Below are 24,529 nucleotides of genomic sequence, written 5' to 3' on the forward strand. Positions count from 1 at the left end.
GAATTGTTCTTATAAAACGTAGATCATCTGATTTTATTGGATAAGCCTAGAATTATTCTTGTAGAAATACCCAATTATCCCCCTCGGACATGGATTCTTTATAGGAAAAGCCTTCCCATGTGAATGCTTTTAATGTCTCCGGGTCAGAAATCCGGTTCTTTATGAGATAGCGGCTCATTTGTCCCCGGCACATCTTGGCGTAGATCACGATCGTCTCCGCTTTGCCGTTCTTCCAGATCTTGAACTCGGGCGTGATGATCCGGACGGATCGCTCCACCTCCTTCCACTGGAAAGAGGGTTGGATATCCAAGCTGGCTAGATTCAGTAGGATTCCGTCTCCCTGTCGGACGTCATGGATTAATATATTTGTTTGCCTGTCCTTCCAGAAGGCGTACATATTCCCGTCGCCTAGTTCCGGGATTTTTACGTCGAACTCCATCCGGTAAGGCTTGATAAGGTCTAATGGGCGAAGTAACCCGTAGCATCCCGATACGAAACGCATATGTTCTTGCGAGAAAAGAAAATCCTCCTCCGTGAAGTCTTTCGGGCTGATATTCTTGAATACGACACCGATATAGGCGAGTATCGCTTGCAAGGGCTGGTTGTCTTCCGCATGAAAATCTTGGTATCTGCGGTAACATTCCGCCGTCAGTTTCGGGCTGAGCTTGAGGATACGACTTAATTCGTCAATGGGAAATTGGGTCATATGCAGGGCGATCTCGTTCGCCTCTTGCTGGAAACGTGGAGTCGTGCCTTGCGGCGCTTTTATCTTGGATGTCCCGGTCATTGTCTTAGCCGGAGATAATAATATCAACATATCTATATTGGATTTGGATTGATCGCATAAAGGTAATCCATATTAAGATTCAAATAGGGTATAAGCATCCCAATAAATCTTAAAGTATCTCGACTCGAATGGGGGATTTAATGGAGGAATGAGTCTTGGTGATAGAAATGTAATGAGGATTATGAAGATGAGAGACGTGAAGATGCGACCTATATTCCTTTTGATAGTATTCATCCTACCTACGATGGCCCATGCGCAGTGGACGGAACAGGATTCTTTGCGCCTGCAAGAATTTTTATCCGGCAAGGAGGAGATACGTTTGAATCCTGAGTTTCAGAAGGCGATAGAAAGCGGGACTTTTCTACGACCCGATCAACCGGGAACCCATATGTTATCCTCACCAAGTGAGTTGCCGATTACGAAAGACTTCTCGGAATATGTACAGTTAGATACTTTACGTAGGTTGACTAATCATGATTCGATTACCCCAGTCCTATTCATGCTGCTGAATTTTAAGTCACCTTCCCGTTCATTGGCCATACAGAAGCAAGCGCACACAATTAGGCTCCCTAAGAATCAGGATTGGAAAGAGTTTAAGGTAGGTAAGGTTCCTATGGCTGCCAACGTAAAACTGACTAATATATACTCGGATGTCGTGAAGGATGGCCAGCGAAGGGGAGGGGTACTTGCTACCATAAGAGTCTATTTCGACGCAGAGGATTTACTTGAGACTATTTTCTGGAAAAGTGCCCGTGACAAGAAGAGAAACAGGAAACGGGAGAATACGTGGAAGTATTATAATGACTATCCGTAAATTGTTGGATTTATAGGATATAACCACTCGAAAAAAACACGTACGTGAATTTCAAAAAACATGTACGTGTTTCCGGAAAAACTCGTACGTGTTTTTTTGAGAACATTGACTGTTTTTACCTAGATACTGTGCGTTTACTATCAAAACCTTTTTCTCTCTCTTTTGTTCTTTCTAAAAAGATACGTCCTAATGACATCCGAAATGGACGGTTTGACGGGAAGTTTTCTATTCTGTTTTATAATATTAAGACAAAATGTCATATTTTCATTTTGGTATTTCTTTTGTAAGGATATAAGTGTGAAATAAATTAGAAAAGAATATAAGAAAGGAGCTTAAATATATGAATTTAAACAATTTTACAATCAAGGCGCAGGAGGCTGTTCAACAAGCCGTACAGTTGGTTACCAAAAATAACCAACAGGTTATCGAACCTGTTCACTTGTTGAAAGCTGTCATTATGACGGGTGAGAGTGTTACTAATTTTATCTTTCAGAAATTAGGGGTAAACGCTCAAAACCTGAATATGGTACTGGATCGCCAAATCGAATCTTATCCTAAGGTTTCGGGAGGCGAACCCTATCTCTCTAGCGAGTCGAACGCTGTCTTACAGAAGGCGATCGATTATTCCTCTAAGATGGGGGATCAATATGTATCGTTGGAGCCGATCATCTTGGCGTTGTTCACGGAAAAGAGCACCGCTTCACAGATATTGAAAGACGCCGGCGTGACAGAGAAAGAGTTACGCCAAGCGATCGAGGAATTGCGTAAAGGAAATAAGGTGACAAGCCAATCCGCCGAGGAGACGTACGATGCCTTAGGAAAATACGCCATCAATTTGAACGAGCGTGCCCGTAGCGGTAAACTGGACCCCGTGATCGGACGTGACGAGGAGATCCGCCGTGTCTTGCAGATATTGAGCCGCCGTACGAAGAACAATCCGATCTTGATCGGTGAGCCGGGTGTAGGTAAGACTGCTATCGCTGAGGGGTTGGCCCATCGTATCGTTCGGGGTGACGTTCCCGAGAACTTGAAGTCTAAACAGATCTTCTCGTTGGATATGGGCGCGTTGATCGCCGGAGCTAAATATAAAGGCGAGTTCGAGGAACGTTTGAAAGCGGTGGTGAACGAGGTTACGAAATCCGAGGGTGAGATCATCCTCTTTATCGATGAGATTCATACCTTGGTAGGAGCCGGTAAAGGCGAAGGCGCCATGGATGCAGCTAACATCTTGAAACCGGCCTTGGCTCGTGGTGAGCTACGTTCGATCGGTGCCACGACGTTGGATGAGTATCAGAAGTATTTTGAGAAGGATAAGGCGCTTGAGCGTCGGTTCCAGACCGTTATCGTAGACGAGCCGAGTGAGTTGGATACGATCTCCATCCTTCGTGGTCTGAAGGAGAAATACGAGAATCACCATAAGGTACGTATCAAGGATGATGCGATTATCTCTTCCGTGCAGTTGTCTACCCGTTATATCACGGATCGTTTCTTGCCGGATAAGGCGATCGATTTGATGGATGAGGCCGCCGCCCGTCTGCGTTTGCAGATCGATTCCGTACCGGAGTCGTTGGATGAGGTTTCCCGGCGTATCAAACAGTTGGAGATCGAGCGTGAGGCGATCAAGCGTGAGAACGACAAGTCTAAATTAGAGCAACTGAACAAGGAGATCGCCGACTTGAAGGAGGAGGAGACTAAGCAAAAGGCTCAGTGGCAGAGCGAGAAGGAGCAGATCAATAAGATCCAGCAAAATAAGATCGATATCGAGAACCTAAAGTTTGAGGCTGACAAGGCGGAGCGTGAGGGTGATTACGGCAAGGTCGCTGAGATCCGTTACGGTAAGATCAAGCAAAAGGAAGAGGAGATCAAGGAGGTACAGGCTAAGTTGAAGACGATGCAAGGTGCCGCGGCTATGATCAAGGAGGAAGTGGATAGCGACGATATCGCCGATGTGGTATCCCGTTGGACTGGAATTCCGGTCAGCAAGATGATGCAGAGCGAGAAAGATAAGTTATTACGTCTGGAGTCCGAGCTTCATACCCGTGTGATTGGTCAGGAAGAGGCGATCAACGCTATCGCCGATGCGGTTCGTCGTAGTCGTGCCGGCTTACAGGATCCGAAACGACCGATCGGTTCTTTCATCTTCCTCGGTACTACCGGTGTGGGTAAGACGGAGTTGGCCAAGGCGTTGGCCGAGTATTTGTTCGATGACGAGAATATGATGACCCGTATCGATATGAGTGAGTATCAAGAGAAATTCAGCGCGACTCGTTTGATCGGTGCGCCTCCGGGATATGTGGGTTACGATGAGGGTGGACAGTTGACGGAGGCGATTCGCCGGAAACCTTACTCGGTTGTCTTGTTCGATGAGATCGAAAAGGCGCATCCGGATGTATTCAACATCTTGTTGCAAGTCTTGGATGATGGACGGTTGACGGATAACAAAGGCCGTGTTGTCAACTTCAAGAACACGATCATTATCATGACAAGTAACTTGGGTTCTTCCTTGATCCGTGAGAACTTCGAGAAGATGACACCCGCCACGCATGACAAGGTGGTAGACGAGACGAAGATCCAAGTACTGGAACTGTTGAAGAAGACGATCCGTCCGGAGTTCTTGAACCGTATCGACGATATCATCATGTTTACTCCGTTGAACGAGGAGGAGATTCGCAAGATCGTATCCTTGCAGTTGAACAGCGTGAAGAAGATGTTGGCTACGAACGGTGTCGCCTTGGACTTCACGAACGAGGCCGTGGACTTTATCGCCGACAAGGGCTTCGATCCTCAATTCGGTGCCCGTCCGGTAAAACGTGTCATTCAGAAGTATGTCTTGAACGAGTTGTCAAAGGCTTTGCTGGGTGGAACGGTAGACCGTAACCGCCCGATCGTGATCGATAGGAAAGACGATGGGCTGGAATTTAAGAACTAAAGTAGACTTGAACGCTTGACGTTAAGCGTGGAGTTTCTATAAAATAATGAAGGTGGAATGATCCTATGTGAATCATTCCGCCTTTTTATTTTTCACTAATAGGTAGATACGGCTTGGTGCGATTATTTCCGGGTGGGAACCGTGCACCAAAATGTAGATCCTTTTCCAACGCTTGACTCCACGCCGATCTCTCCACCTAAATGTTTAATGATTAATTCACAGATAGACAGCCCGAGCCCTGTACCTTGGGTGAAGGAATCTAATTTAGCGAATCGCTCGAAAACACGGGAGATATTTTCTTCCGCTATACCTTTTCCCGTATCGCTAACAAAGAAATAAATATTGTCTTTCCTTATTTCATATCCGATCGTTATCATTCCCTCGAAAGTGTATTTGCAAGCATTATTGATGAAATTAGCCAATACTTGGGATAAACGGTTTCTCTCAGTATGGATAATGTAGCTTTCCGCAGGCAGTTCCGTGCGGAATTCTACTCCTTCCTTGATCTTGAATCGGTAACTCCGCCATAGGGTTTGTATAAGCTCGTTAATCTCCACTTCCGTATAAAGGAAATCCAATATACCGGCTTCTATTTTTGACATATCGAGTATGTCATTGATTAAATTAAGGAGTAGCTCATTGTTTGCGTGAATGATTTTAGCGAATTCCTTGATCTCCTCTTTATCCTCACTTTCGCTGATAAGGGTCGAGAAACCTACGATCGCATTCAGTGGGGTCCGTATCTCATGGCTCATATTGGCGAGGAAAGCACTTGTCAACCGGTTTGATTCCTCCGCCTTCTTACGTAAGCGGATCACTTCTTCGGCCATATTTCGTTCGGTGTCAAGAATGTCTTTCTTATGCCGATGTTCCCTCATCAAAAGGAGGATAAGTAGAAAGGCGATAAGAGCTGTCGCCACTATCTCGAATGGGGACTCTATCATGAAACTCGGGACTACTACGAGGCTCATTTGCTTAAAGGTAGAAATAGGGTAAAGTTTGGGGTTGATTGTTGACGTGGAATGGCCGTATGCTTGATCGGTTTTAGACAGGAATGATTTGTAGGCACCTTTCATGGAATGTTTAAGATCGCTTGGCGTGATTGGACTGATTACATATGAGGTCTTGAATAAGTAAGCCTTGATAGGCCCGATTTTGCTCCGGAGAGCTCGGGTACTTGTGGTACTTTGTATTTTAGGTTCCATTGTAATCATAATTTAATATATTTACTGAGTTCTAAAAGAACTTGAGTATCAAATGACTATATATAAATAAATGATGGAGTATATTTTGATTTTAACACAAATAAGACTGGCTTTAGTGTTTTTTGTGATCCATAAAGATATTGGAAGTCTCTTTGGGGTACTCGGTTGGAAATATATTCTTTCAAAGAAAATATCATGCGGAATAGTAAATTGCCCGGAAGCTATAAAAAATAATAGGTCTATATGATAATCAAGTATTTTTATTACCTTTGCTTCCTATAAAACCTAAGCTCTTTTAGAACTATGTTTAAGTAAGGGCATTTGCTTTTGTTAAGTCACGTCCGTAAATAAGCTTAATTGTTTTTGGGATATAAAATCAAAATATTTCCGTACATTTGCCGTTATTCAAACCAATTAAACAAGATTAATTATGAGCACGAACAATGACGAGCTACTTTATGACGAGGATGATTCCGTAAAATTTATCCAGAATTATCTTCCCCAAGAACTGAAAGGAAAGTTCAGTAATGACGATATCAACTATATCGTAGACTTGATCTATGACTTCTATGAATCTAATGGCATGCTAGATGATGATGGTGACGATGAGATCGAGATCGATGAGGAAGAGGTTGTAAATTATGTAATTAAGAACGCCCAGAAAGACGGCGTAGGCAAATTCGAACCGGAGGAAATCACTTTTATAGTACAAGGAGAACTTGAATATTGCGATTCGATCAACATGTTTGATTGATATTTGTTATATATATAAAGTTGTTTAAGTGAAATTGTAGAAGATGATGAGGAACATTAAATTATTATCTGTTTTACTGCTATGTATGGCAGTGGTGTTTACGAGTTGCGGAACGTGGAATAACACGGCGAAGGGTACGGCGATCGGTGTAGGCGGTGGTGCCGCTGTCGGAGCTGGTGTTGGTGCCTTGGCCGGAAATACCGCATTGGGTGCCGTGATCGGTGCGGCCGTAGGTGGTACAGCCGGTGCGTTAATCGGTAAGAAAATGGATAAGCAGAAGAAGGAGCTGGAAGCTACCCTGCCTGAGGACACGAAGATCGAGAGCGTGAACAATGGTGAGGCCTTGAAGGTTACTTTTGACTCCGGCATCTTGTTTGCCACGAACTCGAGTACGTTGAGCGACGCTTCCAAGAGTGCCTTGCGTAACTTCGCTACCAGTTTGAAGGCCAATCCGGATACGGATATCCGAATCATCGGCTTTACGGATAACACCGGTAAGGTGGATTATAACCAGACCTTGTCCGAGAAACGTGCGAAGAGCGTTTACGATTACCTGATGATGCAGGGGGTAAGTACGGATCGTATGGTTTATGAAGGCAAAGGTATACATGATCCTGTGGCTAGCAATGACACTCCCGAGGGTCGTTCGTTGAACCGTCGTGTTGAGATCGTGATCTTGGCTAATCAGAAGATGATCCAAGAGGCTCAACAAGGAACGCTTCGATAAGTTTTTTAAGCTATCCCTGCCGGAAGCGGACAGGTTATAGTGTATGAATTGGGGGACTGTCTTTTCCGGATAGTCCCTTTTTTGTTTAAATCGCAGGATAGGAAGGATGAAGAAGTTGATATATATTTTATTTGTGTTGATTACGATCGCTTTTGCCGTGGCGGCCATAGCCGGATTCGCTACCGGACGTATGAATCCGGAAGGGAAGGAGTGGATCTCGTTTCCCGGATTGGTGTTATTGCCGGTATTGGCGGTCAATCTATGTCTTTTCTTGATGTGGTGTGTCTTTAGGAGCCATTGGTGCTGGGTACCTTTGGCGGCGTTATTGTTGAACTGGGAGTTTTTGATATCGATGTTCCAGATACGGGTCTTCCCTAAAGAGATTCCGATAGGGAAAGAAGCGGTTAAGGTGATTACCTATAACGTGAATAATTTCAATACGGACGGAAAGAAACAGCTTCCTAATATAGCGGATTGGCTGAGAAAGGAGGACCCGGATATCGTTTGCCTCCAAGAATGCCCTGTTGAATCGGCCCTGCGGATGGATTCTGTCGCCAAGACCTTATCGTTCCTACCGTATTATTGCTCTACCCGTTCGGCTACGAAAGCGGCGGGCAACGCTATTTTCAGTAAATATCCGATCCTTCGTTTTGAGTCTATCCTATACCCGGAGTCTAGCAATAAATCCTTGTTTGCCGTCATGGATATCCAAGGGGATAGTGTTCGTGTATTTAATAACCATTTCCAAACGACTAGCGTGAATGCCGTAAAGCCTCGTCTTTACCAAGCCCATGCAGAGGGTAAACAATTGGAGGAAACCGAGGCCGCCTTCCATATGGCTTTTCAGATGAAGAAGAATTTCGTGAAACGGGCGACTCAGGCGGATTATATCCGTCAGATGTTGGATGCCGGGGAGGGGCCCGTGATTATTTGCGGTGATTTTAATGATACACCGGCCTCTTATACGTACCGTACCGTGAAAGGTGATTTAACGGATGGGTTCCGTGACTGCGGCTCTGGTTTCGGGTACACCTTTCGTCAATTAAAGCGTATATTTCGAATTGATTACATAATTTATTCTCCTGATTTTAAGGGTGTAACTTATGATTCTCCTAATTTAGACTACAGTGACCATAAGCCCGTCGTATGGTTAGGATATGTTAATTAACACACCCAAAAGGATAGTTTTAGAACCTTTTTCAACTCATGCTGTTTTAATAGTGACTTATATATAAGCACAAATAATAGTATAAACTGTTTTAAACGTTAAAATGAGATGAAAAAGATTTTTCCTTTTTTTCTGTTAGTTCTTCTGTTGGCTTCTTGCCAAAAGGACCCGGACATGTCGAAATTGGACAATGATTTTCTGGTGTTCACGAATCACGATAAGGACGCGAAATTCGAATCGTTCACTACGTTCTACATTCCGGATAGTGTATTGGTTATCGGCACAAGCGAGAAACCTCAGTTCTGGACAGCCAATGAAGCAGACGATATTATCACTACATTGGTGAATAATATGGAAAGCCGCGGTTTCAAACGCACGCTAGACAAAGATAACGCCGACTTAGGTCTGCAAGTTTCTTACGTACAAAGTACTCAATATTTCGCTGACTACAACGATGGCTACAACTACCCGTACTGGTGGTGGAACTATCCGGGATATTGGAGTCCGGGTTACTGGGGACCGGGTTGGGGAAATTGGTATTACCCGTATCCTGTAGTGTATAGCTATAGTGTAGGTTCCTTGTTGACAGAGTTAGTGGATTTGGATACTCCTGCCGCTTCTAAGGCAGACGCTAAACTTCCGGTTCTTTGGACTGCTTACATGAGTGGCTTGTTGTCTGGTTCCGATAAATTCGATACTCAGCTGGCTGTTCGTGCTATCGAGCAAGCATTTGTACAATCTCCGTACGTAAAGAAATAATAATTCGAATGATTAAAAGTTTGAGATTCTATGAAAAAGATAAATAAATCAATCAAGTTAATCGCTTTACTCGTAGTTTGTATGGCGATGCCTACTCTGGCTGGCGCCCAGGTTTTGAAAAACGCGTATTTCAATGTAGACTGGCAAATCAACTCTCCGTTCGGTCAAGACTTTTCTAAGAAGACCAGCGGTTGGGGTGCTCACGCTGAGGGTGGTTACTATGTGATTCCTAATTTCGCTATAGGTGCGTTCATCTCTTATCATACAAATAATGAGTATGTGGACCGCCAGACGATTCCGGTAAACTCAACATCCGTAATCACTTCCGATCAACAGCATTCTATCTTCCAGTTGCCTTTTGGTGCGGCTTTCCGTTATAACTTCGCTCCGGAAGGACAATTCCAACCGTATGTTGGCGCTCAGTTAGGTGCTAGCTATAGTGAGATGTCTACCTACATGAACGTGTTGAAGGTTTACGATCGTAACTGGGGATTCTATGTAGCTCCCGAGATCGGTATGACCGTGTACTTCACACCTCAGAAACAGATCGGCGTACATATGGCCGCTTATTATAACTACGCTACCAACAAGGGGGATGTCCTCAGCTATCATATCGATGGTTTGAATAACTGGGGTATCCGCTTAGGTCTAGCGTTCTGATAGACAACGTTTGTTCTTTTAAGTGTTTTATGTAGTTTAGGGAAACGGAGGGCAGTGAATGTCTTCCGTTTCTTGCTTTTATAAGATCTGTAGTTTCACCCCGAATGAAAGGCTTAAATAATCTTTTGGCTTCAAGTAGCTGTTGCCGATAGCGTTTATTATATACAAATCGCAAGTGCTCAACTCATAGAAGAAGCTGATGGATTTATGCCAGCTACTATTTGGATTCAGTTTGAGCGTGATCCGCTCCCCGATAAAGATATGGTTACGGATGCGGGTGGAGAACCAATAATATCCCGGGGGATACTTATTCGGTTGCTTGGCCCAGAAATCCCGGTCAAATAGGAAATTTACGTAGATACCGCAACAAAGAGGCTCGAAAGATACTTTTTCTCCCAGATCGATATTCCAAGGAAAATAGTTTTGTTTCAAGGTGAAAGTCACGTTCGCGTGATCATTCGCGTTGCGGGGGACGATACCCAGCAACATATCCGTTTCCCAATGATTCCGGTAATAATTCCAACCGGTACCCACGGATAGCATCGCCATGGAACCTGCGAATTGTACTTTCGTATAGCGGGGGATGACCCGTTGCCATGCGTTCTCGTACCGTTGCACTCGTTTCGTGTATTTATCCTCTTGCGCATGGAGTGTAAGGGAAAAGACACAAGTTAAGAGGAGAAGCTTAAAAATTGACCACTTCATACATATAATCGTCAGGGGTTAAGGTAAAAAGAAGATAACTTCGTTTGGCGATATTGGCGCAACCGTAGTAGATAATGCCATCCTCAAACAAATCAGCTGCCGATACGCAATGGTTATGCGCATGCAAGCAGAACATTAAAGATGGTAATGTCTTGATATAAAGTTGGAACACGTCTTTCACGTTATTGTCGAACTGTTCGTTCCCGGGAGGGGCGTGCATGACTACGATCGTGCGTTTATTACGGGTACTATCCGCTATCTCATTCTTTAGGAAATTAAAATCGGGTACCGGATGGGAATAATCATACTCGATAGCGTTCGTATTGAGGCATACGAATTTCACGTCGCTCACGACAAACGAGAAGTTCTCATTCCCAAAGATTTTACGAAATACTTGGTCGCCATTACCGATCACGTCGTGATTACCGATCAACCCTACGTAAGGCACTTTTAGTTTGGACAAGATATCATCGTTCCACTCGAATTCCTTCTTTAAGCCGAACTCCGTATAATCTCCTCCATGGATAATGAAATCGATGCTATCTAATTGATTAACGTACTTGACGAAATCTTCCGTCTCATTATAACTCCGCTGGGTATCGCCCATAAAAATAAAACGGATCGTGTCCTTCCCTTCGCAGACTTTCTCGATACGCTCGATATTGGTCGGGTTGATCTCCCGGGAAGTATCGGAATCCAGACGACCGTCATACGGATGATAGTCGATTAAGTCGCAAGCCGTGAGGAGTGTAGCGGCAGAAAGCCATATGTATTTCTTTAAAAACATAGCATCCTAACTTTTTTATATGCAAAGTTAGGATGCTATCAGTACCAAAAAAGGTCATTTCTGAGCTTATACTGGTCTAAAATGTATATTCTATAAAGCGAATACTTGCTTTATTTCCGTGAAGTCAGATAATACGATATCGGCAGTCTCATTTCCTTTATAAGCGCTCCAACCAATACTTTTTAGCCAGATTGTCTGGCATCCGATCCGGGTGGCGGGGACGATATCCTTATCATAGGAATCACCTACGACAACAATCTCGTCGGCGGGAAATCCCAGTTTATCCACTCCTAATCGGAAGATCGCCGGGTCCGGCTTACGGATACCTACGACCGCCGATTCCACGATAGCGCCGAATAAATGATCCAAACCGAAATCTTTCAACACGGATTCTATGTTCCCATAGAAGTTCGATACCAATACCAATGGGTAACGTTCCGCTAATTGCTCCAGAATGGGGCGGGCGCTATCGATTGCCTTCCGGGCGTATTCGTAACACCAATCCGCTAATTGTTCCGGTAACTCCGGGGTAATCGCCTCGGCGGATAAATACCCGTTCTCTTTCAGCCATTGGATTTGTAAATCGCTTTTCAAGCGCAGCATATCCAGAAACGTATGATGAGGCTTCACGATCGGATTCTTTCCAAGCGTTCTTTCTCCATGTACATAAGCATCACGGAAGACCGCTTTGGATACGGGAACCTTCAAGGCCTCATACGCCATCCAGATCACCTCAGCCCAGTGCATGCCGTTACTGTCTATCGTTCCGCCGTAATCAAAGAGGATTCCTTTTACTTTGTCTAATTTGAACATAATCGAATGGGATAAAAACGTTATAATTGTTTGCTGAAATCTTCACAAATATGCTCATGCTTTTTGATCATATAGAGCAACATCGAGTTTAATACGGTCAGCTCGAATACGAAATACAGCCAAGGCATGTCGATGAAAAGGCTGACAAACAAAGCGATCACCCGGGTATTGAATGATAGCATATTTGTATATTTCATCAACGGCAGACTCTTTGTTCGAAAAGCCTTACGGAACCATTCCGGCGCTTGTCCGTTGTATTTCTCACGGATGATGTTCATCATGTGTTGGAATTTAGGTGTCCATGCTTCTTGACCTACCGTATAATTAATGTAGAAGGTCTCGAACAATTTATAGATAAAGTCATGTTTCCAACTCATCTTCTTATAATTCTCCTTCAATAGGGGAGAGTGGGAGAGCTCGCTACCCGATTTACCTTTCAAGAACAACAAGTGAATATTGCGATAATAATCCGCCATGGCCGCTTGCTTGCTATGGAAGAATCCCGTCGTAGCCGCCAATAGCCAGATCCATATTCCCCATTCCGGCGTGAGGCGTAAGCAGATTGCCGCGTAGATAGCGATAAACCAGAAATCGCCGGCGGCACCGTCCAAAATACGTCCCAAGGCACTTTTCTGTCCGGTCATACGGGCCAATTGTCCGTCTGCGCTATCATATGAGTTTGCCCAGATTAACAGTAACATGCCGATCACGTTGATAGCGAGGCTCTGGAAATAGAAACAGATACCTGCCGTTATGCCGATAAAGATGCTGGCGATCGTGATACTATTGGGCGATACCCCCAATTTATTAAAGAACAAAGCCCATTGGTAGCCAATAGGACGATAGAAATGAATATCGATAAACTCCTCGGTGTCCAAAGATTTTAAGGTTGACTCCAGACTGGGAGTAGACTTAGTCTCACTCATGATTGATTTTGTTAAAACGATTTAGATGTGTTCTCGCATAAGATCCCAGATACGACGTGCGATGTTTGGAGCCGCTTCTTCCCGGCAAGGGGCGAAACTAGGCCAATCATTGAAATCGATAATCCGCATGACACCATCCTCGGAGACGATGCAATCTCCCCCGTAAATATGTATGTTCAATACCTCCGCAGCCTTGTGGCAAAGCAGACGAAGCTGCGCTTCGTCGAAGGGGATCCCCTTCGCTGTACCATTGATAACTTCTAAGCCAAATTTACTATGATGCATGTTCGATGGATAGAACCAATAAAAGAAATCAGTCCCCGCTACCCCATAAAATTTCACCAAGTCGCCTACCAGATGCTCATTGATTACCGCCGACGGGATACCACGGATGGCGTATTCCTTCAGTATGCTTCTCGCCTCTTCCGGATTTCTTACGTAGGTGACGTCTTCCCTATGAATGGCGTGGAAATCTCCCCGTTTGATCCAGCAATTAAAGAAACCGGCTTTCTCAAGGGCTTCTGTCGGATCCTCATCTGTCCGTAAGATTAAGCTTGCCGGATGGGAGATATGGTTGGATAATAGGAGGCGGGTCATTTTCTCACGAGTACAATTCTCGATCCCGTAACCCGAGTTCACCACGAAATAATTTTTATCCTCTAGTTCTTGCAGCTTATGGATGGACTTCCAGTCTCTTACCATATTAAAGATACCCTTTTCATTCGGGTCTTGTAGCAGCAGATCCGATTCGATATATTCGTTTACATCGCATCCCAATTTTCGTAAATGCTGGGCTGTCAAGGCGAAGATCGCCGCGTCGTTGCCGATATGATTGGGGGAGAATTGATTTCCTCTGCGGATACCTGCTAAAGTTAATTTACTCATTGTTAGACAGTATTCTTTATGACTTTAAAAATGATTCGGCTTTCAAAATGTCATCGGCGTGATCCACGTCGATGATCTTGCTGAAAGGATAGGCCTTTAGCCTCAACCCCTCGGCGATGAGCTGCCGTTGATAATTGCGCATTCTCGACATTCCCTGCGAGATGGCGTTGTTCAATACACCCAGAGCCGGACGCCTCAAGCAATAGATACCTCCCGATATGTAACGGCAATCACCGTCTGCCTGATCTAGGAAATTCCGGATGTAAAGTTCGTTGTCTGTTTCTACATATAAGGGTTTCTCGTCATCAATAAAATCAGTGACGGCCATCAATCCGTCCAGTTTATCCTCTTGGATGAACTGTTGGATATAGCCGCTGAACTCTTCTTCCTTGAAGATCGTGTCTACAGTAGTTAAACAAATCTTATCACCGTCCAGATAATGACTCAGCTCGTAGAAGCTGTGCATAGAACTGGGGGTGGATTTTACCAATAGGTAAAAGGGTATAGGTAGTCGCAGGGCCTTCAGGTAATCCTGTACCTCGGTCATCTCCTCGTTTACGATGATACTGATAGAGGTAGCGTTATTTTTCAAAAAAACGTCTATCAACCGGTCTATCAGAGGGACACCGTTGAGTCTAACCAGAGGCTTTGGCCACTTAACACCTTCTTGCGCCAAGCGGGAGCCTTCGCCGGCGGCAATGATCGCGTAATCCATAACTTTTATTAGTTCAAATAATAATTTTGCAAAGTTACGAGATTTCTGAGATAGTTTTAGGCTATATCGTTGATATAATTGGTCAAAATTTCTATAAATTAGGACTATTTGACTAGAACAACAAAGACGTTATAAAGAGCTTGAATGTTTTTTTGAAAATAATTATCGTTTTATAGTTGCTAATTCAAATAGAATGCTTTCCTTTGTGCCATGAACAAAAGATAGTTTGTATAGCTCTTTTATCTTTTAGCATTTATTCATCAGCGATGATAATACTTTCTTTTAGAGATTGACTTCACCAACCATCCTTGTTTTATTATTAATTTTTATTTTTTTTATATCATTTTCGTATGAATATTTACATTGGAAACCTGAATTATCGGGTAAGAGAATCAGACTTACAACAGATTCTGGAAGAGTATGGTGTTGTAGACTCAGTTAAAATCATTGTTGACCGTGACACAAAACGTTCTAAGGGCTTCGCTTTCGCTGAGATGCCTAACGCTGCAGAGGCTCAAAAAGCTATCGAGGAGTTGAACCAAGCTGAGTACGAAGGTCGTCAGATGGTTGTTAAAGAAGCTATCCCTAGACGTTAAATTTTAGAAGAAAGAAATTTTTAAAATAAGACGAAAAAGCGGGGAAACGAGGTGAAAACTTCCGTTTCCCCGCTTTCTTTTTTCAGTGTATTTTGTTTATGTTCGCGAGAAATTTTAAGAGTGATGAAGAATATAGGTGTTAGGAGTCTCATTGTGGGTCTTTGCTTGATGGGATTGGGGAGTTGGTCTCCCTCGCTGAAGGCGCAGATCGCGGATCGTGTCTATAAGACAGATTATCATATCGACCCGGAGAAGGCCCGGGAGTTGTCCGTGGAGTTGGATAATATTAGCTTCTTCAAGGATAACGAGTATACGGGTAAATTTACCAAAGGGTATTCGTTGCCGGGGCTTTGGGTACAAGGCAAAGCGGTTTATTATCCCTTGCGGAATATCAAGTTGGAGGCGGGTGTCCATATGTTGATCTATCATGGGGCGAATAAATATCCGAGCATGGCTTATCAGGATATCGCTTATTGGAAGGGAGACCAATACCAAAAAGGGGTACATGTGTTGCCCTATTTCCGGGCGCAGATGGCTCTCTCGGATCATGTGAACATCGTGCTGGGAAATATTTACGGCGCTTCCAACCATAATTTGATAGAGCCTCTTTATAATCCGGAGTTGAATTTGACCTGCGATCCCGAGGCGGGCTTGCAGTTGTTGTATGACTCGAAGGCTTTCGACTTGGATGTGTGGGTGAACTGGCAGAGCTTTATTTTCCGGGAGGATGTGCATCAAGAGGCGTTTACCGTCGGGATCTCTTCACGGGTAAAGTACAACGACCCGGCTTCCCGTTTCCATTTCTATACGCCGGTGCAAGGATTGGTGCAGCATAGGGGAGGCGAGATCGACACGATCTTCAACAATTCCGTGCAAACCTTGATGAATGGTGCGATCGGTGTCGGAGGTGTATGGAATACCGGACATCGTATTTTCAAGAACTTGAACGTGGAACTGGATGCTACCGGTTATTATCAGCAAGCGGGAGAGATATGGCCTTTTGACAGCGGATATGGCTTGTATGCCCGTGCTTCCGCCGATATCTATGATTTCCGGGTGAAAACGTCGTATTGGACCTGCGAGGATTTCATCTCTATGTTTGGTAGCCCGTTTTTTGGGGCGGCCTCGATGATTGATGAGGGGGTTACGTTCGACCGTCCTCAAATGATCTATCTGGGGGTGGAATATTCCCGGCAACTAGCGAAGGGTTTCTCGATAGGGGTAGATGTGGACGTTTTTCATCATCTCTCCGGAGATATGAATGATGCGGATGGAGTAAAACAACCGATGGGAAGCGCCACGAGTTTTACGGCAGGGGTTTACATGCGTATCAATCCGTCTTTCTTGATTAAAAAATTCTGATCATTACCTTCATAGAAAAACACAGTAGTATTCGATTGTGAATACTACTGTGTTTTTCTATGAATACTATTGTGTTCAGCCGTGAATACAATAGTGTTTTTATTCAATTACTAAATCAATCTTTTTCAGTGTCTTATCGTCCGAGGAACCTCCATATAGGATTTGGTATTTACCCGGGCGAACCTCCATGGTCTGTGTATTGTCATTGAAGGATTGGAAAGCTTTCGGTTCCAATTGGATGCTAACCGGTTGTTCGCTGCCAGCCTTCACGTTCACACGTTTGAATGCTTTCATCGCTTTTAGCGGTCCGGCGGGATCGTTCGGGTTCTTGATGTAGATCTGAGCGACCTCGTCACCATCCATCTTGCCTGTATTGGCGATATCGAAGGAGAGGGTAACCGATTCGTTGGAAGCGATCTTATCCTTTGACAACTTAGCGTTCTTATAATCGAATGTTGTATAGCTCAAGCCATAACCGAACGGATAAAGCGGAGTCTGCGTCATGTAACGATAGGTACGGCCTTTCATGCTGTAATCTTGGAAGTCCGGAAGCTGGTCTACGGATTTATAGAACGTGATTGGCAAGCGTCCGGCCGGGTTATAGTCTCCGAATAAAACGTCGGCCACGGCTGTTCCACCTTCTTGTCCGCCATACCAAGCGTTCAAGATAGCGTTTACATGATCGTTCTCCCAGTTCAATGCCAATGCGCTACCCGTACATACTACGTATACTACAGGCTTTCCGGTGGCTACCAAGGCTTTGACCATCTCCTTCTGTACGGCCGGGATCTCGATATTCGTGCGGTCGCCTTTCCGGAAACCTTCAGCGTCTACCGGCATTTCCTCACCTTCCAGACGTGGAGATATACCACCTACGAATACGATGACATCAGCGTCTTTAACCTTGCTGGCCGTAGCTTGGAAATCTACGGGTGTGCGTACGCCTACCGTAAAGTTCAGGTCAGCGCTACCCGTGCGTTGCATATATTCGATCTTTATGGGATATTTCTCACCTTTCTTAGCGTTTAGCGTATAGAGTTTTTCCGCTCCATATTCGTTTTCCCATACCTCGGCGACTTTAGCCGTATCGATATACAGGCGGAATGCGTCGTTTCCGGATAGTTTGAACTCGACAGGACCATCTATCGGAGACTCGAATTCACCCGTAAAGCGAGCCGTGAAATTCGTCAAGTTCACGTTCGGGGCGAATTGGGTGTTACCTCCGGTGGTATAATGAAGCTCTTTCGCTAATCCCTTGTAGGCGGGGGTACCCTCGAACTCGGTATTGTTGAAGAATTCGGAGGCGAAACCCTGTCCCGCCGTGGAAGATACGTGGCTACCTAGGTCTGTCACGACAAAATCGGCGGTATGGTTGCAACCCAACTCGTAGATAACCTCTGCGTTCGGGACTTTATTGCGGATACCTTCCACGATCGTAACGGTCTTGCTAGGGAAGCCGTTGTAGTTGGCCCATAGCATGGTAGAGTCCGCCGCGTTCGGTCCGACTACGGCGATCTTCTTGATATTCTTGTCTAGAGGAAGCATATTATTCTTGTTCTTCAACAAAACGATACTTTTACGTGCCATATCCAGTGCCTTGGCGATATGCTCCGGGCTCTCGACTACGCTGTAAGGTATCTTAGAATAAGGAACCCGCTCGTCCGGATCGAACATACCTAGCTCGAAGCGACCTTTCAGCAGGCGGCGTAAGGATACGTCCAGATCTTTCTCCGAGATCTTACCGTCGGCCAAGGCTTTGTTTAGCGCACGGTAGCTACCGCCACATTCTAGGTCGGTACCGTTCAATACGGCGTCGGCGGATGCGCTCTCAGCGTCCGGGTGCGTCTCATGGCGAGGCGTATTCTTGTCTTTCCTCCAGAAATCATCGATAGCACCGCAATCGGACAGGATGATATTGTCGTACCCCCAACTGTTACGCAAGATATCGATCAATAATTTGTCGCTACTACAGCAAGGTTTACCCTCGAAACGGTTGTAGGCGCACATTACCTCTTGTACATCGCCTTCCTTAACCAATGCCTCGAAAGCTGGAAGGTAGGTCTCGTACAAGTCGCGAGGGGTAGCTTCTGCGTTGAATTCGTGGCGGTTCCATTCCGGGCCGCTGTGTACGGCGTAATGCTTGGCGCAAGCGTGTGTCTTGTAATAATTCGGATCATCGCCTTGCAATCCGCGGGTTACGGCTACGCCCATCTTCTCGGTCAAGTAAGGGTCCTCGCCATAGGTTTCCATACCCCGTCCCCAGCGAGGGTCACGGAAGATATTGATATTCGGGGTCCAGAAAGTAAGACCTTTGTAACGGTCGTACTCCTTGTCTTTCTGGTATTGGTGGTATTTGGCACGGGCCTCGTCGCTGACCATCGTGAAGGTCTCGTGAACGGCGTTATCGTCGAAGGTAGCCGCCATGGCGATCGCTTGCGGGAATACGGTCGCACGTCCGGCACGAGCCACGCCGTGAAGAGCCTCGTTCCACCAGTCGTAAGTCGGGATTCCCAAACGCTCGATGGCGGGGGTTACGTTCATCATTTGGCCGATTTTCTCCTCCGGTGTCAGCCGGGATAGTAAGTCGTCGATACGTTCCTCCAAGGGAAGTTCCGGATTCCGGAAAGGGTAATCTTGTTGTTTTTCACTACAAGAGGCGGTGAGTAGGAGGGTGATCATCGCTACTGTCAGTTGTTTCATTTTCATGTTATTAAATTTTAGATATTGTTTATCTTACATTATTACTTATTGTAAACTATTTTAAGATAAATCGTTATCTTTGATATTGATGATGCAAAACTACGATTTTAGAAGCATTTTTTCAAACAGGAATACTTAAAATAGGTTACTTTCGTGGTTATTCATTTAAAAGCCCTACTTTTGCCGTAACAGATTAAAACACGAAAGAATGATGAAGAAGTATCTATTTTTGTTACTAATAGGGGCCGCTAGCCTGACGGCCTGCGGAGACGATGACGATCCCGTTGTTCCGGAATTGAATAAGCTAACGAAAGTTTCTTGTTATAAAGACGGATCTTCAAGTCCGCTTTTTACCGCTGATATCAATTATACGAGCGATGGCAAGATCTCAAATATAAATTTGGGAGTGGATAAGTTATTGTTCATTTATTCGGATGGTAAATTCTCTGTCACAGGCATTCATTCCGGTGAGGTTATAGAGGAATATACGTTAAGCGGAAATGTAATTACAAGTAAGAAGATCTCTCAAGAGAATCCATACGCCAGCAACGAGATCTATGTAAGCGATGAATATTCCTATCGTTATTCAGGCTCGAATTGGGTGTTGACTTCTTGGAATGCCCGTTGGCCGAAAGAGTTTGGGACGGGATACGAGGAGAGAAGTTATCCGGAGTACGAGAAATATACATGGGAGAACGGCAACGTGGTTCTATATGCCCAGTCATTGGATAGCCGGGAGATGAGGTACGAGTATAGCGTGGCGGAGGCTCCTAAGAACTTCCCTCTGCGAGTGATCGGTTCTTTCTCGCCGGTTGGCTTTGAGTCTGTAACTCCTCTGAACTTGTTATATGGTATCCAGAACCGGAATCTTCCGATCCGTGCCTACACCTATACGATCCCTAACCAGAGCGAGGTGAAAGCTGAGTACAAATACACCTATACCACCGTGGGAGATTATATAACGGGTATGACTATCGATGAGAATGACGGAGGAACCGCAAGCTCTTATAAGTATACTTTCGAGTATAATTTCGCCGTGAAATAAGGAACCATGCCTTGTTTGGTTTAATTAACATACGCATATGCAGCATTTCCGCCCTAAAACGCATTTCTAATTTTATAGAATTAAAAGGTTGATTAGTTTAATTGATAAACTTAGAAAGGAAGTATTATGAACGGATTCTTTAATTTTAGGAAATTAGTTGTAGGTGTAATGGCGGCTACTTGTTTTATGGGATTTCAATCTTGCTTGGACGATGATGATGATTATCCTTACAGTAAAGTGTTGCCGAATGCGTTGGTGACGGTTAAGCCGGTCGATGATGGTTCATATTTTCTTCAATTGGATGATAGCACGACCTTGTTGCCTGTCAATATGACCTCTTCTCCCTTCGGGCAGAAGGAGGTGAGAGCGTTGGTGAATTTTGACGAGACGAACGAGTCTAGCGGAATTTACAGCAAGGCCGTAAATATTAATTGGATCGACAGTATCCTTACAAAACCAATCGCTCCGGATTTGGGGGTGACTAGCAACGATTCGATCTATGGCTCTGACCCTGTGGAGATCGTGAACGATTGGGTTACCATCGCCGAGGACGGATATCTGACACTCCGTTTCAGGACGATCTGGGGAGACCGCAATAAGGCTCATTTTGTAAACCTACTGACAGGCAAGGACCCGGAGAATCCTTATGAGGTAGAGTTCCGCCATAACGCTTATGGCGATGTATATGGCGCATATGCGGATGGACTGGTCGCTTTTAAATTGGATAGCCTCCCGGATACGAATGGTAAGACGGTTAAGTTGAAATTAAAATGGAAGTCATTCGATGGCGATAAGTCTGTGGAATTCAATTATTGTTCCCGCAAGTCTACTCCGGCAAAAGCATCTATAGCTGCCGAGAGAAGCGCCTTAAATTTGAAATAGGTCGGTTTGATCGTTTAAATAGATGGGGATTTGGCAGGGAGTGAATCTCCCTTGCTTTTTGAAAGTTCTTTCCTAGTGATAGGGAAGGACTTTTTTTTATGGATAGAAACAAAAAAGGACTCTAAGAAGAGTCCTTTTTATTCGTGGGCAGTGATGGATTCGAACCACCGAAGGCGAAAGCCAGCTGAGTTACAGTCAGCCCCATTTGGCCACTCTGGTAACTGCCCATTCCAATATGTTTTCTTGAGCCTCTTGTCGGATTCGAACCAACGACCCCGAGATTACAAATCACGTGCTCTGGCCAACTGAGCTAAAGAGGCATCTGTTATTTGTTTGCGGGTGCAAAGGTAGTAATAATATCTTACGATGCAATAGCTGGAGGCATTTTTTTCAAAAGGGAACGAAAAAAACCGTCCGGGAAAACTCTCGGGCGGCTCTTCTCTACACGTAACTTACATCAAATTAAATCAATATCTCTTACCAACGGTTTCCCAGTCGATAATCCCCCACAATGCGTTCAAATGATCCGCACGGCGGTTCTGGTAATCCAGATAGTAAGAATGCTCCCATACATCGAATCCCATGATCGGAGTCAATCCCTTAACGACCGGGTTACTACCGTTGGGTTCTTTGGTAATTGAAAGTTTGCCGTCTTTATCTTTAGCCAACCATACCCATCCTGAGCCGAACAAGCCTGTACCGGCAGCCACGAACTCTTTCTGGAAGTTCTCGAACGATCCCCACGTAGACTTGATAGCCTCGGCTAGCTTACCCGTAGGCTCGCCACCTCCGTTCGGGGAGAATTGGGTAAAATATAGATTGTGATTCAATACTTGGCCGGCATTGTTGAAAATGGCTCCGTCAGACTCACGAACGATCTGCTCCAGCGGAGCGTTCTCGAATTTCGTGCCCTCAATCAGCTTATTAAGGGTATTTACATAGTTCAATAAATGTTTTCCGTAATGGAAATCAATTGTTTGTTTGCTGATAACTGGTTCTAAACCGTCGTTTGCGTACGGTAACTGGATTAACTCGAATTTCATAACTTCTTCTTTTTTATCTGTTATTTGACTATTTGTGATCATTAATAATAAACTTAAACATAATGTAAGCATTGTCTTCTAGTTTTTTATGTTGATTTACTATATAAACAGAGCTGAGGGGATGAAAGTTCTGGGTTCGGTGATGATTTTTTAGTGAAAATATGTTTGCGGCTAAAGTTTTATAGGGAAAACTATGCGTTATATATCGCGAAAGTTTCTATTTTTGTGCGCTCTTAAGCTTTTATTAATTAGTAAAACATATTTGTAGATGGTAAAGAAAGTTGGGAATTTAATTCCAAACACCTTTTTTATTACAAAAGGAAGTGGCGAATCAGACTTGGAGAAACACGCTGGTTCTTACCACATGGCTCTTTATGACGCCGGTATCTCTGATTTCAATATCATGACGTATTCGTCAGTGATACCCGCTACGGCACATCTGGCAACCATGGATGAACTAGACCTTCCTCCATTTGGTTCGGAAATGAAAACGATCATGGCTGTATCCCATGGATATCAGGATGAGTTCGTGTCTGCTGGTGTGGTTTACGCATGGATGTATAAGGATGAGAACTTTGATGAGAAGGTTGGTGGCCTTGTGTGTGAGGTCAGCGGACGTTACCGTATCGAGGAGCTTGAGTCTCGTCTGATCCGTGTTATCAACGATCTTCATCAGAAGACGTATGGGAAGTATTATCTTGGAGAGCTTAACTTTATCACCGAGGGAATCACGATCGAGAAACGCTATGGAACGGCGTTGGCCGCCCTTTGCTTCGTGGATTTCCTTCAACCGGAGATCGAGGAATAAGTCGTGTTGAGTATTTTTTGTGATATTTATAGAGCCGGTTCCTTTCAAGAGCCGGCTTTTTTGTTAACTTTGAGCAACAAAAAACATATAAATATTGTTTTCGTGATATGAAAAAGATAATTAATCCGTGGGAAGGGCTGGACGGTTATATGTGTTTCGGTTGCGCTCCGAACAATCCGCTGGGGCTGCATATGGAGTTTTTTGAGGATGGTGACGATATCGTGGCGTTCTGGAAGCCTCAAGGTACTTACCAAGGATGGCTGCGTACGTTGCACGGAGGTATACAGACTACGCTGATGGATGAGTTGGCCGGCTGGGTGGTCTTGCGGAAGTTGCAGACCTCCGGGGTGACTTCACGCCTCGACGCCAAGTTTATGAAGAGTATCTCTACGGACGAGCCCCAGCTGACGATACGGGGACGGATGACAGACCGGAAACGGAACGCCATCTTCATAGAGACCGAGATCTATAACTCGGCGAATGAGTTGTGTACCCGTGCCGAGATGGTTTATTTCATCACCCCGCAAGAACGTGCGATGGAGGAGTTTGGTTTTTGTGGGTGTAAGACTGAGGATGAACATTAGTATAAATAAAAAGAAAAGTTAGGTTATTATGAAGTATGTTGGGGCTCACGTGAGTGCGGTCGGTGGGGTTGAGAATGCCCCCGTTAATGCCCATGAGATCGGTGCGAAGGCTTTTGCCCTTTTCACCCGGAATCAGAGGCAATGGAAGTCGCAGCCGTTGAAGGCGGACAGTATCCATTTATTTAAGGAGCGGTGTGAAGCGTACGGTTACGATCCGGGATGTATCTTGCCGCACGATAGCTATTTGATCAATCTGGGGAACCCGGACGCCGAGGGATTGCAGAAATCCCGTGACGCTTTTCTGGACGAGATGACACGCTGCGAGCAACTGGGACTGAAAATGCTGAATTTCCATCCCGGAAGCCATTTGGGGAAGATGGAGGTGGATACCTGCCTGTCTCGCATCGCCGAGTCGATCAATATCACGTTGGCTCAGACGAGTGGCGTATGTGCCGTGATAGAGAATACGGCGGGGCAAGGCTCGAACTTGGGATATACCTTCGAGCAGATCGCCTATATTATAAACGAGGTAGAGGATAAGAGCCGGGTGGGAGTATGCCTCGATACGGCGCACACGCTTGCCGCCGGTTACGATATAAAGACACCGGAGGGATTTTCCGAGACATTCCGTCATTTCGACGAGGTGGTCGGCTTTTCTTATTTAAGGGGGATGCACTTGAACGATTCTAAAAAGGAGCAGGGATCACGTGTGGACCGGCACGAGAGTATCGGTAAAGGCTTGATGGGCCTTGATACCTTCCGCATGATCATGGCGGACCCCCGTTTCGACAATATGCCCTTAATCCTAGAGACCCCGGACGAGGCGCTTTGGCCGGAGGAGATACAGCTTCTATATAAACAATTAAAATCTTGAT

The 24,529-nt window shown here is 44.9% G+C and carries 24 protein-coding genes and 2 tRNA genes; 14 read left to right on the plus strand and 12 right to left on the minus strand.

Annotation, left to right across the window (positions count from 1 at the left end; translation table 11 throughout):
* Positions 1-52: 52 nt before the first annotated feature.
* A complete protein-coding gene (yaaA, locus tag D7V92_RS11335; protein WP_121772904.1) occupies positions 53-817 on the minus strand; it encodes a peroxide stress protein YaaA in 765 nt (254 codons plus the stop codon).
* A gap of 151 nt (positions 818-968) precedes the next feature.
* On the opposite strand from yaaA, the gene D7V92_RS11340 reads away from it, so the two are divergent.
* Positions 969-1,601, plus strand: coding sequence for a DUF4858 domain-containing protein (locus tag D7V92_RS11340; protein WP_008772083.1), 633 nt, complete (start codon positions 969-971; stop codon positions 1,599-1,601).
* A gap of 340 nt (positions 1,602-1,941) precedes the next feature.
* Complete coding sequence (gene clpB / locus D7V92_RS11350) at positions 1,942-4,530, plus strand: ATP-dependent chaperone ClpB (RefSeq protein ID WP_121772906.1); 2,589 nt, start codon at positions 1,942-1,944, stop codon at positions 4,528-4,530.
* Positions 4,531-4,652: 122 nt separating this feature from the next.
* Here the strand turns inward: clpB and D7V92_RS11355 are convergent, their stop codons facing one another.
* Positions 4,653-5,735, minus strand: coding sequence for a HAMP domain-containing sensor histidine kinase (locus D7V92_RS11355; RefSeq protein WP_233572835.1), 1,083 nt, complete (start codon positions 5,733-5,735; stop codon positions 4,653-4,655).
* A 430-nt stretch (positions 5,736-6,165) separates the two neighbouring features.
* Here D7V92_RS11355 and D7V92_RS11360 point away from each other — a divergent pair, with 430 nt between their 5' ends.
* The 5 genes from D7V92_RS11360 (at position 6,166) to D7V92_RS11380 (ending at position 9,803) form a co-directional block, all read left to right on the plus strand.
* Positions 6,166-6,489: a hypothetical protein gene (locus tag D7V92_RS11360; protein WP_005856696.1), complete on the plus strand. Its 324-nt coding sequence runs from the start codon at positions 6,166-6,168 to the stop codon at positions 6,487-6,489.
* 46 nt (positions 6,490-6,535) lie between these two features.
* The gene (locus D7V92_RS11365; RefSeq protein WP_005856698.1) at positions 6,536-7,216 is read left to right on the plus strand and encodes an OmpA family protein; all 681 of its coding nucleotides are present in this window, start codon (positions 6,536-6,538) and stop codon (positions 7,214-7,216) included.
* Between the two features lie 106 nt (positions 7,217-7,322).
* Positions 7,323-8,384, plus strand: coding sequence for an endonuclease/exonuclease/phosphatase family protein (locus D7V92_RS11370; protein ID WP_008772087.1), 1,062 nt, complete (start codon positions 7,323-7,325; stop codon positions 8,382-8,384).
* Between the two features lie 108 nt (positions 8,385-8,492).
* Entirely contained in the window at positions 8,493-9,143 is a 651-nt protein-coding gene (locus tag D7V92_RS11375; protein ID WP_005856702.1) for a DUF4136 domain-containing protein, read from the plus strand.
* Between the two features lie 30 nt (positions 9,144-9,173).
* Complete coding sequence (locus D7V92_RS11380; protein ID WP_005856704.1) at positions 9,174-9,803, plus strand: outer membrane beta-barrel protein; 630 nt, start codon at positions 9,174-9,176, stop codon at positions 9,801-9,803.
* A gap of 78 nt (positions 9,804-9,881) precedes the next feature.
* Here the strand turns inward: D7V92_RS11380 and D7V92_RS11385 are convergent, their stop codons facing one another.
* The 6 genes from D7V92_RS11385 to D7V92_RS11410 form a co-directional block, all read right to left on the minus strand.
* On the minus strand, positions 9,882-10,508 hold the full coding sequence (locus tag D7V92_RS11385) for a hypothetical protein (protein WP_005856706.1): 627 nt from the start codon (positions 10,506-10,508) through the stop codon (positions 9,882-9,884).
* Positions 10,489-11,295 (minus strand): metallophosphoesterase, encoded by an 807-nt coding sequence (locus tag D7V92_RS11390; protein ID WP_005856708.1) that lies wholly within the window; start codon positions 11,293-11,295, stop codon positions 10,489-10,491. Before D7V92_RS11390 ends, D7V92_RS11385 begins: the two co-directional genes overlap by 20 nt.
* A gap of 90 nt (positions 11,296-11,385) precedes the next feature.
* A complete protein-coding gene (locus tag D7V92_RS11395) occupies positions 11,386-12,108 on the minus strand; it encodes an HAD family hydrolase (RefSeq protein ID WP_121772907.1) in 723 nt (240 codons plus the stop codon).
* 20 nt (positions 12,109-12,128) lie between these two features.
* Positions 12,129-13,034 (minus strand): CDP-alcohol phosphatidyltransferase family protein, encoded by a 906-nt coding sequence (locus tag D7V92_RS11400; RefSeq protein WP_009017496.1) that lies wholly within the window; start codon positions 13,032-13,034, stop codon positions 12,129-12,131.
* 21 nt (positions 13,035-13,055) lie between these two features.
* The gene (locus tag D7V92_RS11405) at positions 13,056-13,919 is read right to left on the minus strand and encodes a hypothetical protein (RefSeq protein ID WP_121772908.1); all 864 of its coding nucleotides are present in this window, start codon (positions 13,917-13,919) and stop codon (positions 13,056-13,058) included.
* Positions 13,920-13,935: 16 nt separating this feature from the next.
* A complete protein-coding gene (locus D7V92_RS11410) occupies positions 13,936-14,634 on the minus strand; it encodes an NDP-sugar synthase (protein ID WP_121772909.1) in 699 nt (232 codons plus the stop codon).
* A 350-nt stretch (positions 14,635-14,984) separates the two neighbouring features.
* Here D7V92_RS11410 and D7V92_RS11415 point away from each other — a divergent pair, with 350 nt between their 5' ends.
* Both D7V92_RS11415 and D7V92_RS11420 read left to right on the plus strand, forming a co-directional pair.
* Positions 14,985-15,230 (plus strand): RNA-binding protein, encoded by a 246-nt coding sequence (locus D7V92_RS11415; protein WP_005856718.1) that lies wholly within the window; start codon positions 14,985-14,987, stop codon positions 15,228-15,230.
* A gap of 123 nt (positions 15,231-15,353) precedes the next feature.
* Positions 15,354-16,592: a hypothetical protein gene (locus D7V92_RS11420; RefSeq protein ID WP_121772910.1), complete on the plus strand. Its 1,239-nt coding sequence runs from the start codon at positions 15,354-15,356 to the stop codon at positions 16,590-16,592.
* 99 nt (positions 16,593-16,691) lie between these two features.
* On the opposite strand, the gene xyl3A is transcribed toward D7V92_RS11420, so the two are convergent.
* Positions 16,692-19,298 carry a xylan 1,4-beta-xylosidase gene (gene xyl3A, locus D7V92_RS11425; protein WP_008780553.1) on the minus strand — a complete coding sequence of 869 codons (2,607 nt, stop codon included), beginning with the start codon at positions 19,296-19,298 and terminating at the stop codon, positions 16,692-16,694.
* Positions 19,299-19,503: 205 nt separating this feature from the next.
* On the opposite strand from xyl3A, the gene D7V92_RS11430 reads away from it, so the two are divergent.
* Both D7V92_RS11430 and D7V92_RS11435 read left to right on the plus strand, forming a co-directional pair.
* Positions 19,504-20,337, plus strand: coding sequence for a DUF5032 domain-containing protein (locus D7V92_RS11430; protein WP_008772092.1), 834 nt, complete (start codon positions 19,504-19,506; stop codon positions 20,335-20,337).
* A 126-nt stretch (positions 20,338-20,463) separates the two neighbouring features.
* Positions 20,464-21,219 (plus strand): NigD-like protein, encoded by a 756-nt coding sequence (locus tag D7V92_RS11435; protein ID WP_005856726.1) that lies wholly within the window; start codon positions 20,464-20,466, stop codon positions 21,217-21,219.
* A 144-nt stretch (positions 21,220-21,363) separates the two neighbouring features.
* On the opposite strand, the gene D7V92_RS11440 is transcribed toward D7V92_RS11435, so the two are convergent.
* The 3 genes from D7V92_RS11440 to D7V92_RS11450 form a co-directional block, all read right to left on the minus strand.
* Positions 21,364-21,446 (minus strand) — tRNA-Tyr (locus D7V92_RS11440).
* A 19-nt stretch (positions 21,447-21,465) separates the two neighbouring features.
* Positions 21,466-21,539, minus strand: a tRNA-Thr gene (locus tag D7V92_RS11445).
* A 147-nt stretch (positions 21,540-21,686) separates the two neighbouring features.
* Positions 21,687-22,334 (minus strand): superoxide dismutase, encoded by a 648-nt coding sequence (locus D7V92_RS11450; protein WP_005862137.1) that lies wholly within the window; start codon positions 22,332-22,334, stop codon positions 21,687-21,689.
* Between the two features lie 196 nt (positions 22,335-22,530).
* On the opposite strand from D7V92_RS11450, the gene D7V92_RS11455 reads away from it, so the two are divergent.
* The 3 genes from D7V92_RS11455 (at position 22,531) to nfo (ending at position 24,528) form a co-directional block, all read left to right on the plus strand.
* Complete coding sequence (locus D7V92_RS11455) at positions 22,531-23,070, plus strand: pyruvoyl-dependent arginine decarboxylase (protein WP_005856730.1); 540 nt, start codon at positions 22,531-22,533, stop codon at positions 23,068-23,070.
* A 107-nt stretch (positions 23,071-23,177) separates the two neighbouring features.
* Positions 23,178-23,654: a PaaI family thioesterase gene (locus D7V92_RS11460; protein ID WP_005856732.1), complete on the plus strand. Its 477-nt coding sequence runs from the start codon at positions 23,178-23,180 to the stop codon at positions 23,652-23,654.
* 28 nt (positions 23,655-23,682) lie between these two features.
* Entirely contained in the window at positions 23,683-24,528 is an 846-nt protein-coding gene (gene nfo / locus D7V92_RS11465) for a deoxyribonuclease IV (RefSeq protein ID WP_057327723.1), read from the plus strand.
* Position 24,529: the final 1 nt, after the last annotated feature.

This window comes from Parabacteroides sp. CH2-D42-20 (genome assembly GCF_003670185.1).
Classification (GTDB): Bacteria; Bacteroidota; Bacteroidia; order Bacteroidales; family Tannerellaceae; genus Parabacteroides; species Parabacteroides distasonis.